Consider the following 12,657-nt stretch of genomic DNA (forward strand, 5'->3'; position numbering starts at 1 on the left):
ACTGTCTATTCTCTGTTTAACGCTTCTATTTTTTTAATAGGTCCGTTAGAAACTACATCAGATAATATAATATGGGTACGTGCTTCTCCGTATTGTATTAATCTATCTATAAACTGTTCTAAATGAAACTGATTTCTAAGCACTACTTCCATTATAATATTTTCGTTACCCGTAATTCTATAACAATTTATAACCTCATCAAAAGTAGTTACCAATTCTAAAAACGGTTTTAGTTTCCCCATAAAAGCACGCAATGTAATAATTGCTTTAAGCTGATAACCAGTTTCTGTATGAGACACCATTGCCTTGTAGCCTGTAATAACACCCAGGTCTTCCATCTTTTTTACACGTTCTGCTACTGCAGGAGCCGACAAACCTACTTCCCTACCAATATGCGCAAAAGATTCTCTTGCGTTTTTCTGTAGATAGGTAATGATTTTCCATCCAATTGTATCTATCTTATTATTCAAAGCTTTTTGTATTTAAAATATTTAGAATCAAAAGTAAATATAAAAAATCACTTTACATTCATAATCATAACAATAGAAATAAGGATGTAATTTTATAGTATAATAGACACAGTAATGCCATACAGAAATCTTAGTACAGTACCGGTTTACAAAAAAGCGCTTGCGCTTTGCCACACTAGTAGAGAACTAGCATCTTATTTTAGCTACAATAAAGATTTGTTACATTTATACAAGTCTAGTAGCCTAACAGATATTATGGCTAACTCTATACTAACAGACGCTATCTTGTTGCCTATACAAATAGAGCAAGCAGAGCGTAGTGACTGTAAGCACGCTAAGCTTAATAGTATTCGGTTTATTAATATTATTACAAGGAACATCTTATCTTACTGCAATGGTCTAGAGCACCACGGTGTTAAAGAAAAAGAATACTTAAATATTTTACGTACAGAAATTACAAGCTTTAGAAAAACATATAAAAATTGGCGCAAGTCTTTACGCTAAACACACACACTTATTAAAACAAAAAAACACCTAATACATATTAGGTGTTTTTTTATTTACTGTAGTTTTAGACTACATATTTCTACGGTACTGCCCCCCTACTTGGAACAGTGACTTTGTTATTTGTCCTAACGTACAAACTTTAGAAACCTCCATTAGCTTTTCAAAAATATTTTCATTCTTTACTGCTGCTCTCTGTAAGTCTTCTAATAGTTCTTCTGCATTTTCTGCTCTACTTTGTACACTTTTTAAAGTTTCAATCTGTGCTTGTTTTTCTTCTTCGGTAGCACGTATAACCTCTGCAGGCAATACTGTTGGAGATCCTTTAGAACTTAAAAACGTATTAACACCAATTATAGGAAACTCACCTGTGTGTTTTAATGTTTCGTAATACAAACTTTCTTCTTGTATTTTAGATCGTTGGTACATTGTTTCCATTGCACCTAAAACACCACCACGTTCGGTAATTCTATCAAACTCTAATAAAACAGCTTCTTCTACAAGGTCTGTTAATTCTTCTATTATAAAAGAACCCTGTATTGGATTTTCGTTTTTAGTAAGTCCTAATTCTTTGTTTATAATTAACTGTATTGCCATTGCACGCCTAACAGATTCTTCTGTTGGCGTTGTAATAGCCTCATCATACGCGTTTGTATGCAAAGAGTTACAGTTATCGTTAATAGCATATAACGCTTGTAATGTTGTTCTAATATCGTTAAAATCTATCTCCTGTGCGTGTAAACTACGCCCAGATGTTTGTATATGGTATTTAAGCATTTGTGCTCTTGGGTCTGCACCATACTTTAATTTTAAAGCTTTTGCCCATATTTTACGTGCAACTCTACCAATTACTGCATATTCTGGATCTATACCATTAGAGAAAAAGAACGATAAGTTTGGTCCAAACTTATTAATGTCCATACCTCTACTTAGGTAATACTCTACATATGTAAAACCATTAGCCAATGTAAATGCCAATTGTGTTATTGGGTTGGCACCAGCTTCTGCTATATGGTAACCCGATATAGAAACCGAGTAAAAATTACGAATCTCTTTTTCTATAAAATACTCTTGTACATCGCCCATTAAACGCAATGCAAATTCTGTTGAAAAGATGCAGGTATTTTGTGCCTGATCTTCTTTTAGAATATCTGCTTGTACTGTACCACGCACTTGTGCTAATGTACTTGCTTTAATTTCTGCGTATACATCTGCAGGTAAAACCATATCACCCGTTAAACCTAGTAACATAAGACCTAAACCGTCATTACCTTCTGGTAAACCACCTTGGTACGTTGGTCTGTCTAAACCTTTGCTATCGTAAACCTCTTTAAATTTAGCTTCAACTTGTACTTCTAAACCATTTTCTGTAATGTACTTTTCGCAATTTTGATCTATAGCCGCATTCATAAAGAAACCTAACAACATAGGAGCCGGACCATTAATAGTCATAGAAACCGATGTCATTGCGTGACTTAAATCGAAACCAGAATATAATTTTTTAGCATCGTCTAAACAGCAGATTGAAACCCCTGCGTTACCAATTTTACCATAAATATCTGGTCTATGATCTGGATCGTTACCATATAAAGTAACCGAATCAAAAGCAGTAGAAAGTCTTTTGGCTGGCATACCTAAACTTACGTAATGAAAACGTCTGTTTGTACGTTCTGGTCCGCCTTCACCAGCAAACATACGGGTTGGATCTTCACCTGTTCTTTTAAACGGGTACAAACCTGATGCATACGGAAATTCTCCTGGCACATTTTCTTGTAAACACCAACGTAAAATATCTCCCCAAGCTTGGTACTTTGGCAAGGCTACTTTAGGTATTTGCGAATGCGATAATGACTCTGTATGTGTTTCTATTTTAATTTCTTTACCTCTTACTTTAAAGCTGTAAATAGGTTCTTTGTATTTGTTAACCTTAGTATCCCAAGTAGTAATAACTTCCCAGTTGTACGGATCTAAATCCATCTTAACCCTATCAAACTCTTTAAAAAGTAAATCTAAAAAGTCTTTATCTACTTCTTCTTTTATGGTTTCTAAAATTGCTTCTGTATCTAATCCGCTTTTAATTAATAAAGCAGCCTCATCTTTACCTGTACTAGATACTGATAATATAGTTTGATATACCCCGTATAAACGTTGTGCTACCTTTGCTTGTGTATCTACATTAGCATCATAACCCCTATTATTTTCTGCAATTTCTGATAAATAACGTGTACGAGCAGGTGGTATAACAAATACCTTATCTTCTACCTCGTTTGCAAATTTAAAAGTAGATTGCAAATCTGCATTTGCTCTAGTTGCTAATGTTTCCATTATTTTGGTGTACAGCCTGTTCATCCCTGGGTCGTTAAACTGGCTAGCCATAGTACCAAATATTGGCATATCTTCTTGTGGCGTGTCCCATAAATTATGGTTACGCATGTATTGTTTTTTTACGTCTCTAATTGCATCTAGTGCACCACGCTTATCAAACTTATTAATGGCAACTAAATCTGCAAAGTCTAACATATCTATCTTCTCTAATTGCGTAGCAGCACCAAATTCTGGTGTCATTACATAAAGAGATACATTACTGTGTTCTATAATTTCGGTATCAGACTGTCCAATACCAGAAGTTTCTAGTACAATTAAATCGTACTCAGCAGCTTTTAATACTTCTACTGCTTCTTCTACATATTTAGATAATGCAAGGTTAGACTGTCTTGTTGCTAAAGAACGCATATATACACGTTCATTATTAATAGCATTCATACGTATACGATCTCCTAAAAGTGCACCACCGGTTTTTCTTTTAGACGGATCTACAGATATTAATCCTATTTTTTTATCAGGAAAATCTAATAAAAATCGTCTTACAAGCTCATCTACCAAACTAGATTTACCAGCACCACCAGTACCAGTTATACCAAGTACGGGTACATTTTTATCCGATTTTTCAACCTTAGAAAAATACTCTACAAACTCCTCATGTCTGTTTTCTGCAAGACTAATTAATCTTGCAATTGTATTTATGTCTTTATTTTTTATCGACTTAGAAATAGAGGTATTCTCAGGTAGTTTTAATGCAGGTACAGGAAAATCGCTCTGCTCTACCAAATCATTAATCATACCTTGCAATCCTAATTTACGACCATCATCTGGAGCATAAATTTTAGTAATACCATGATCCATTAAGTCTTTAATCTCTTCTGGTAGTATTACACCGCCACCGCCACCAAATATTTTAATATGTGTTGCTCCACGCTCTTGCAACAGATCGTACATATATTTAAAATACTCGTTGTGCCCACCTTGGTAAGACGTTATTGCAATTGCATTTACATCTTCTTGTATGGCACAGTCTACAACTTCTGCAACACTACGGTCGTGCCCTAAGTGAATTACTTCTACGCCTGTAGATTGTATAATACGGCGCATTATATTTATTGCTGCATCGTGGCCATCAAACAAAGCCGCTGCTGTTACAATTCTTATTTTATTTTTTGGTGTATATGGTTTCTGTTGTTCCATTCCTGTTAAATAGCTAATTTTAGACTTGCAATTTACGAAAATTGCAAAAAATATCACCTAAAACATCTAATATTATAAAAATAGCAAAAACTAAGAAGGCTTAATTGATAATACCCTAAATTAGTTAGCTTAATTTTACTATTTATGAAGCTAACTATACTTATTAATTGTCCCGACCAAGCTGGTATTATAAGCAGTGTAACAAATTTTATACATACAAGAGGTGGCAATATTGTGTATATAGACCAATATGTAGATAAAGAAAGTGCTACTTTTTTTATGCGATTAGAGAGTGAATTTAGCAATACACTTACACTTACTGAGTTTACAGATGAATTTAAAACAAGTTTAGCTGCATTATACCAAATGCAATGGGAGGTACACAAAGAAATTACAGTACCCAAAATGGCCATTTTTGTTAGTAAATACGATCATTGTTTGTATGATTTATTAAGCAGATATAGCTCTGGAGAACTAGACGTAGAAATACCTTTAATTATAAGCAACCACGAGAAAGCAGAAAGTATTGCTACCCAGTTTAAGATTCCGTTTTACCATATACCTGTAACTAAAACAACCAAAAAAGAAGCTGAAGAAAAGCAGCTGGCTTTACTAGCAGAATATAAGGTAGATTTTATTGTCTTAGCTAGGTATATGCAAATTGTTAGCCAAACAGTTATAGACCAATACCCAAATAAAATTATAAACATACACCACTCTTTTTTACCTGCATTTGCTGGTGCTAAACCATACCACGCAGCTTATAAAAGAGGCGTTAAAATTATTGGCGCTACTAGCCATTATGTTACTGCAGATTTAGACGAAGGCCCTATTATAGAGCAAGATGTTGCAACTGTGTCTCATACACACAGTATTAACGATTTAATTGCTAAAGGCCGAGATCTAGAGAAAATAGTACTTGCAAGAGGTATTAAACTACATATAGAACGAAAAACGATGGTTTTTAATAATAAAACTATTGTTTTTATATAAAAAGATAACTTACTACACATTACTTCTTTAAAGACTAAAAGTTATTTTTCCGTTTGATAATTTATAAAACATACATAAATTGTAAGAAAATTAGGGACAAGAGTTTTTATTATAAAAAATATACAGAATGATAAACGGAACAAAACTTCCGCATATCCTGCCATATTGGTGGTATAAGTAACCTAAAGTTACGCATATAAACAAGTTACCTGCAAGCACTAAAAAATGACAACAGAAGAATTTGTAAAAGCATTTTACACCGAAAAACAAGACTTTCTAAAAGAATATCTAGCTGAAAAAACTGAAACAGAAGTTGGACAATTAATTAAGTCACTTAATCTGACTGAACAACAGACGGAAATAATGAAAAAAGTCTTAGATTCATCATTTACGGATATTTTTTATAGTATTCTTTTAGGTATAGAAGGAAGTGCTTCTATTGGTGGAATTCAAGAAAGGTATAACTTAAAAGACGAGAATGGAAATCAATTAAATGACGGAGATATAGGAGGTTATGCTTATGAATATTTTCAGGAAAAGTGATTGGATTTGATAATATAAATAACAATTTAATTGACTTAACTGATTTTTGTTTGAAATGGAGGTTTCCTGATAAAAATTACAACCTTTTAGCAGATGAAAATTGACAAACTAATAAATCGAATTGAAAATGGGATATAAAAACGTTTGTTTCGATTGTAGAAAGGCATTTAATCAAGGGACTGATTTGATCAATATTCGTGAATCTAAATGTCCTGAATGTGGAATTTTAATGACCCAAGTCACCCATAGATTTAGACCACCAAAACAAAATGAAATTAAGAAATGGAATGTGGCTAAATTTTTAATGGAAAAAGGATTTTTATATGAACACGTCTATAAGCGAATTTACCAAGTCAGAGGACTAACAGTTTTAGAAAATTATGCGACTTATCCAGAAAATATGAGAGATGCAAAAGAGTTTGTGGAGAAATATAAAGAACAAGCCGTTAATGAATAAAAATTAAAATGTATATAAGCAATATGAGAGGTTGTGCTTAATTAAAAGTTAAGGTATATTTGGGAGACCGTTGAATTTTTACAAACATGTTCTCTATTCAAGAAAAAAAGAAAACATATGAAGCATATTTTTTTATTTTTAACTTTATTTATTCTCTACTCTTGTACAAATAAGTCTATAGAATGTGGAGATTTGCTACGGAGATACGGCGAAAAAACCCAAAAAATTGAATTCATAGATTGCGAAAAAGGAAAAGGTCAAACAGTTCTTCAAGCTAAATACAAAGTATTAGGTAGTAATTCTGAAGAAATAGAAAATTTTCTAATAAAAAAGTATGGTATTGGGAAACTAAAATTTACGTGTTGTGGCTGGGAATCTACTAACGGTTACATAAAAAATGCAGAATTATTAAAAATTAATCCTAACTATATTTTAGAAATTTCAATGTACGCAAATGCAGAAAAAGAAAATCTAAAAGGAGAAAACTATTTAGAGTTGGATAAAAGTAAAGTGGTTTTTTATGTGATTGTGAAATTACTTGATGTATAATAAACTACACACAACAAAATGTATAATTAATTGCTTGGGGATGTGTGTCCTCGGAAAATCCTTTGGGTTTTCCTAACGTTCGGTTTCCTTTTGTTAAACTAGTTGCTTAAACCACGCAACTAACCATAAATAAATCGTTAGCAACAATATTAAAAAAAATGAATAAAACGACAATCATACTTTTTGCGTTGTTTGGAATCAATTCAATATTTGCTCAAGTAGAAAAAAACATATACGAATTAAATTCTATAGAAAACCTTTTAACCGACGATGTTAAGAAAATTATGGATGACAATTTAGTGGATAAAAAAGTTGTGTTTCTTGGAGAATCAAATCATTATTTCGGAGCTGACTTATTGGCTAAAACAGAATTTGTAAAGTATTTAGTTTTAGAACAAGGTTATAAAAATATAGTCTTTGAGAGCGATTTTTTTGGCCTTTATTTTGACCATAATAAAAATATCGAAAATAATCTTTATCCCTTTTGGTCTCGTTCAGTTCAAGGTAAAGAATTATTCGAATTTATAGAGAAACATAACGTTACCATTTGGGGTTTAGATAATCAAATGACTTCTTATTATTCTATAAAAAACTTTACCGAAAAATTTACTGAATTTTTAAATGACAATTCCATAGAAGTTAACGCGAATTTTTTAGAATTAACGGAAACTTTTATCAAAAACAGAAATAATGCTGGCAAAGTTGTCGGTAAATCAAATTTAGAAATCTTAAACAAGGAACTAGAAAAACTTTTAGAAAACCAAGATGTAATTCAAAATAAACTTTGGTTTAAATTTATAGAAAGCTACAGAAGTAATATTATTATGAATTCAGCTCTTAATAGCAATGAACAAGCAACAGTTATAAGAGATAACCAAATGGCCAAAAACTTAGATTTTATTGTTAATAAAATGCCAGAAAAAAAGTTCATTGTTTGGTTACATAATGCACATATGATAAAAGATAATTACGGGACTCGAAGTGGACAAACAATGGGATTTCAATTCGCAGAAAAAAACCTTAATAATTCATATCATATAGCAATTTCTTCTGTAAATATGCCCTTTAGAAAATCTAGATGGATTGAAAAATACAGTAAAGACGAAGAGAACTTATTGCATTTTTTACCTTCAACAGAAAAAAATTACTTGATTGACGCACGTCAAGTTATTAATGAAAATAAGCAATATCAACAAAACGAATATGAAGGAATGTTTGTCGTTGATGAGAAGAAGATAAAAACAAATTGGTTTAATCATTATGATGTCTTAGTTTTCATCTCAAAAGGAGAAGACATAAAGATTGCGGAATAAATACTGTTGCTAAAAACAAAAGAAATTCAACTTGCAAGTAGAAATAAAAAACACAAGGATTAATTGTTACAAATGTATGCGGCCAATAAGCACATGTATTTGCAAATACATTAGTCCACTAAAGACTAAGACTCGTTTTATTATTCTTATGCACCCAAAGGAGTACAAAAAAGAAAAAAACGGAACGGGACATATAACTAACCTTCAACTTAAAAATTCAGAAATTATAGTTGGTGTAGATTTTACCAATAATAGTCGTGTAAATAATATACTAGCTAAAGAAAATAGCTCTTCTTTTTTACTTTATCCAGGAAAAGACAACTTTAACTTATCGGTACGGAAAAGTGAAGAAATAAATTCTTTTATGGGGAATACTCCCTACATTTTTCTTATTGATGGTACGTGGCCCTGCGCACGTAAAATACTGAAACTAAGTAAAAACTTGCAAAAATTACAAAGAGTGAGTTTTGACAATAAAATAAAATCAAAATTTATAATAAAACAGCAGCCAGAGTCTCTTTGTCTTAGTACAATTGAGTCTGTTTATACAGTCTTAAATTTACTTAAGGAAGCTGAGTTAGAAAAATGTGAGACGAAGGATTTTCTTATTCCTTTTGAAAAAATGATTGAGCATCAACTAGAATATATGCTTAATCCAAATAGTAAAAACTATTGTTCTACTGCAAACAAAACAATTACTCCTAAGAACATGTATAAGAAGAACACGGAGAGGAATATTATTTTTGAACAATAATTTAATTATTATCTGGATAAACTTAGGAGGTTTACCTAGGACTTCGCTTTAGGATTATACATTACTATAATCTGAATTATAATGGCTAATAAAACCAATATATAAATCTCAATTTGGGTAAATAATTCTACTGTATCTAAAGCTTGTTTACTAATTGACATTTGCCTACTTCCTTCGTTAAGCTGAATTTTTGATAAACTACTAAGATTTATTTTTAGATTTTTAATGTTATTTACTACCAGAGAATTATCTCTATAATCAGAATTTAAAAAATGCTTTTCAGAATCTAATAAAGCCTGAACATTATTCTTTAAGTCATTAAATACATTAGACTCTTCTACTGTTAGTTTTGTTTGCTCATATCTAGAAACTAAAGATTGTAAATTATCATTAACCTTTAAATTTTCAGTTTTAAAAAAAGTAGAATCTAATGTAGCAACCGCTAATTCTTTTTGCTGAACAGATTTAAGCATCTCAAAAATTAAATCGTTAGCTATTAACCTGTCTTCATAAATTGTAACAACAGAGTCGCGTACTCTTACAAAATTATCTTTATCAATTAAATTTGTAGCAATGATTAAAACAAAAACCATTAGGATTCCGAGTATCCATTTTAACTTACTGTAGAAAGCCATACTTTATAGGTCTAAAGATTAAACAACAGCTACAAATATACAAAAACGTTAAATCTCAATTTATATAAATTAAAGCAGATCATCTTCTGGTTCACTTTCTTTTGTTAACTTAGTTTAAGCCATTACAACTAAACGTGTACAAACACCTTATTTACTCTTGCATAACAGTGTCTAACTTTAAAATATGAAACAATTTTTTCATTAAAACATACGCAGAAACAATGAGTACAGATCATAATTATGTAGAAATAAACCGACAGTCTTGGAACAATAGAACGGATACTCATTTAAAATCTGAATTTTATGATCTTGACGGGTTTCTAAAAGGTAAAAATTCTTTAAATAGTATTGAACTAAATTTACTTGGCGATATAAAAGGAAAATCTATTTTGCATTTACAATGTCATTTTGGACAGGATACTATTTCCTTGAGTAGGCTAGGCGCAAATGTTACAGGTATAGATTTATCTGACAAAGCTATAGACAGTGCTAAGCAAATTGCGAAAGACACCAATTCTAATACAAAGTTTATTTGTTGTAATATTTATGATTTACCAGAACATCTAGACCAAAAATTTGATGTTATTTATACAAGTTACGGTACAATTGGCTGGCTACCAGATATAGATAAATGGGCTAAAATTGTGTCTCAATTTCTAAAACCACAAGGGCAATTTGTTTTTGTAGAATTTCATCCTGTTGTTTGGATGTTTGATGACGATTTTAAAAAAATTACATACAGATATTTTAATTCTGGAGCAATTATAGAGACAGAAAACGGAACTTATGCCGATAAAAAAGCAGACATAAATCAATCTTATGTAATGTGGAACCACGGAATTGGCGAAGTAGTAAACAGCCTAATAAAAAACGGTCTAGAAATAAAAACGTTTAATGAGTTTGATTATTCGCCGTACAATTGTTTTAACAAAACAATAGAATTTGAGCCAGGAAAATATAGAATAGCACATTTAGAAGATAAAATTCCTATGGTATATTCTATAGTTTCAAAAAAGAAGAACTAAAACAATTAATTACTATATACAAGCTATTGTACATACTTTTAAAATTAGATTAATTGACTGAAAAATTTAGAGATATAGAATATTTAAAGTCTGGAAATGATAGACAAAAACTTGCTTTCTCAGAAATTAAAAAGTATAAAATTTTAGAGAAACTTAAAAAGTTTAATCCTATTTTGACTGGTACAATTCCTATCGGAATTGATATTCCAGAAAGTGACTTGGATATAATTTGTGAATGTAAAAATCATTCCGAATTTTCTAACTTCTTACGAGAGCAATTCTCTGATAAAAAAGATTTTAAAATTTACTCAGTAAATCAAGAAGGAGTTAAGTCTACTGTTGCAGAGTTTAAAACCGAGAACTTTTTATTTGAGATTTTTGGCCAAGATAGTCCTACCACAAAACAAAATGCTTATCTACATATGCTTATAGAAAATAGCATCTTAGAGAAAAATGGACTAAAATTTAGACAAGAAATAAAAAGGTTAAAATCTAGCGGAATAAAAACAGAACCTGCATTTGCAAAACTACTAGGTCTAAAAGGAAATCCGTATATTGAACTGCTAAAGCTAGCAGCTAAATAACAATTAAGTTGTTACTTTTCACTGCTAAACTGTTTGCTCTAATATGAAAAAACAACTAACACAGATAATTTTATCATTAGTCTTTACTGCAATGTTTTTAAGTGGTAAAAAAGAAAAGGTAATATCTGATGTTAAATTTGAACAAGTAGTATTTTATGAAGTCTCTTCTTTAATTTTAGATTCAATCTATTATGATAAAAGACTTCTTCCTATTCTCACTCATAAAGATAAAGATTTTTTTAAATATATATTCTTGTAATTAGATGAAAAAAAGGCAAGCAAAACAAATTTTTAGAATACTATTAATTGGCGGGTCCATAATTTCATTGTTTTATGTACCGTGGATATTAGTAAAAGCCTGGATTTTACCACTACCAGATACCGTACAAGAGCAAGTAGACAACACTATTGGTTATGGGTTTAATGGTGTTATTGTTTATGTAGACCAAGCTGGTAAGTCCCCAGCGTTTTATTCCGCTGGCTTTAAAAACAAAGAAAAAAAGATACCCGCAGACCCAAATTCTTTGTTTAAAATTGCAAGTATTAGCAAATTATATGTAGCCGTGGCAATTACCAAACTGGTTAAAAGCGAGCGTTTGTCTCTAGATGCTACATTGGCAGATTACTTTCCTGAGCTTGTAGGCAGAATTGAAAATGCAGATAAGATTACATTACGCTTAATGGTACAACACAGAAGTGGTATTCCTAACTTTACAGATAATCCTGATTTTTGGACAAATGAATCTAATAACGATAAAGATCCGTTAGATTTTGCTCTTGATTTACCCGCTAACTTTAAACCCGGCAAGGGTTATGGATATTCTAATACTAACTATTTATTGCTTTCCAGAATAATAGAAAAGGTTGTTGGGTATAGTCGTGACCAATACATAAAAGAAGAAATTTTAATTCCACTTGGACTAAAAAATACTTTTGGATCGCTTAGCGAAGTAGAAAATATAGACGATGTTATGAGTGGCTATTATGTTGGTCTTAAAGAAGACTTTAAAACCAAAGAACAAGGAATGCTAGCTACAGCAGAAGATGTTGGTATTTTCATAAGAGCATTAAATAACGGTACGGTGTTTAATGAAGGAGAACAAGAAATCTATTCTTCAATTTACGTTTATGACCACGGAGGCTTAGTTCCTGGATATCAAAGTTTAGCAGAATACCATAAAGATATGGATATGGTTGTTGTTCAGTTTATGAATACAACTGATTTTGAAGGCTATAATTGGAATTTATCAGAAATTATATATAATCGAATTGTAAAAATAATAAGAACTAAATAGACAACTCTCTAAG

14 protein-coding genes are annotated in these 12,657 nt (G+C 31.2%); 11 read left to right on the top strand and 3 right to left on the bottom strand.

Annotated elements, in window-relative coordinates; all coding sequences use genetic code 11:
- Window positions 1-5: 5 nt before the first annotated feature.
- Complete coding sequence (locus BT107_RS15605) at window positions 6-470, bottom strand: Lrp/AsnC family transcriptional regulator (RefSeq protein ID WP_072304771.1); 465 nt, start codon at window positions 468-470, stop codon at window positions 6-8.
- Between the two features lie 114 nt (window positions 471-584).
- On the opposite strand from BT107_RS15605, the gene BT107_RS15610 reads away from it, so the two are divergent.
- The gene (locus BT107_RS15610; protein WP_072304772.1) at window positions 585-974 is read left to right on the top strand and encodes a hypothetical protein; all 390 of its coding nucleotides are present in this window, start codon (window positions 585-587) and stop codon (window positions 972-974) included.
- 72 nt (window positions 975-1,046) lie between these two features.
- Here BT107_RS15610 and BT107_RS15615 read toward each other — a convergent pair whose 3' ends face one another.
- On the bottom strand, window positions 1,047-4,496 hold the full coding sequence (locus BT107_RS15615; RefSeq protein WP_072304851.1) for a methylmalonyl-CoA mutase family protein: 3,450 nt from the start codon (window positions 4,494-4,496) through the stop codon (window positions 1,047-1,049).
- Window positions 4,497-4,640: 144 nt separating this feature from the next.
- On the opposite strand from BT107_RS15615, the gene purU reads away from it, so the two are divergent.
- The 6 genes from purU to BT107_RS15645 all read left to right on the top strand — a co-directional run bounded on the left by purU (window position 4,641) and on the right by BT107_RS15645 (window position 9,105).
- Window positions 4,641-5,489, top strand: coding sequence for a formyltetrahydrofolate deformylase (purU, locus tag BT107_RS15620; RefSeq protein WP_072304773.1), 849 nt, complete (start codon window positions 4,641-4,643; stop codon window positions 5,487-5,489).
- A gap of 225 nt (window positions 5,490-5,714) precedes the next feature.
- Window positions 5,715-6,032: a hypothetical protein gene (locus BT107_RS15625; RefSeq protein ID WP_072304774.1), complete on the top strand. Its 318-nt coding sequence runs from the start codon at window positions 5,715-5,717 to the stop codon at window positions 6,030-6,032.
- A gap of 127 nt (window positions 6,033-6,159) precedes the next feature.
- Complete coding sequence (locus tag BT107_RS15630) at window positions 6,160-6,489, top strand: hypothetical protein (protein ID WP_139254334.1); 330 nt, start codon at window positions 6,160-6,162, stop codon at window positions 6,487-6,489.
- A 117-nt stretch (window positions 6,490-6,606) separates the two neighbouring features.
- On the top strand, window positions 6,607-7,038 hold the full coding sequence (locus tag BT107_RS15635) for a DUF4952 domain-containing protein (RefSeq protein ID WP_072304776.1): 432 nt from the start codon (window positions 6,607-6,609) through the stop codon (window positions 7,036-7,038).
- Between the two features lie 158 nt (window positions 7,039-7,196).
- Window positions 7,197-8,351, top strand: a complete 1,155-nt coding sequence (locus tag BT107_RS15640) for an erythromycin esterase family protein (protein WP_072304777.1) — start codon at window positions 7,197-7,199, stop codon at window positions 8,349-8,351.
- 31 nt (window positions 8,352-8,382) lie between these two features.
- Window positions 8,383-9,105: a tRNA-uridine aminocarboxypropyltransferase gene (locus BT107_RS15645; RefSeq protein ID WP_280173631.1), complete on the top strand. Its 723-nt coding sequence runs from the start codon at window positions 8,383-8,385 to the stop codon at window positions 9,103-9,105.
- A 35-nt stretch (window positions 9,106-9,140) separates the two neighbouring features.
- Here BT107_RS15645 and BT107_RS15650 read toward each other — a convergent pair whose 3' ends face one another.
- The gene (locus BT107_RS15650; protein ID WP_072304779.1) at window positions 9,141-9,740 is read right to left on the bottom strand and encodes an MCP four helix bundle domain-containing protein; all 600 of its coding nucleotides are present in this window, start codon (window positions 9,738-9,740) and stop codon (window positions 9,141-9,143) included.
- A gap of 221 nt (window positions 9,741-9,961) precedes the next feature.
- On the opposite strand from BT107_RS15650, the gene BT107_RS15655 reads away from it, so the two are divergent.
- The 4 genes from BT107_RS15655 to BT107_RS15670 are packed head-to-tail and all read left to right on the top strand — an operon-like array spanning window position 9,962 to window position 12,644.
- Complete coding sequence (locus BT107_RS15655) at window positions 9,962-10,765, top strand: class I SAM-dependent methyltransferase (RefSeq protein WP_072304780.1); 804 nt, start codon at window positions 9,962-9,964, stop codon at window positions 10,763-10,765.
- A 53-nt stretch (window positions 10,766-10,818) separates the two neighbouring features.
- Window positions 10,819-11,349, top strand: coding sequence for a DUF4269 domain-containing protein (locus BT107_RS15660; RefSeq protein WP_072304781.1), 531 nt, complete (start codon window positions 10,819-10,821; stop codon window positions 11,347-11,349).
- A 43-nt stretch (window positions 11,350-11,392) separates the two neighbouring features.
- Complete coding sequence (locus tag BT107_RS15665; RefSeq protein WP_072304782.1) at window positions 11,393-11,608, top strand: hypothetical protein; 216 nt, start codon at window positions 11,393-11,395, stop codon at window positions 11,606-11,608.
- Window positions 11,609-11,612: 4 nt separating this feature from the next.
- Entirely contained in the window at window positions 11,613-12,644 is a 1,032-nt protein-coding gene (locus BT107_RS15670; protein ID WP_072304783.1) for a serine hydrolase domain-containing protein, read from the top strand.
- Window positions 12,645-12,657 lie beyond the last annotated feature (13 nt).

Source organism: Cellulophaga fucicola, from assembly GCF_900119145.1.
Taxonomy (GTDB): Bacteria; Bacteroidota; Bacteroidia; order Flavobacteriales; family Flavobacteriaceae; genus Cellulophaga; species Cellulophaga fucicola.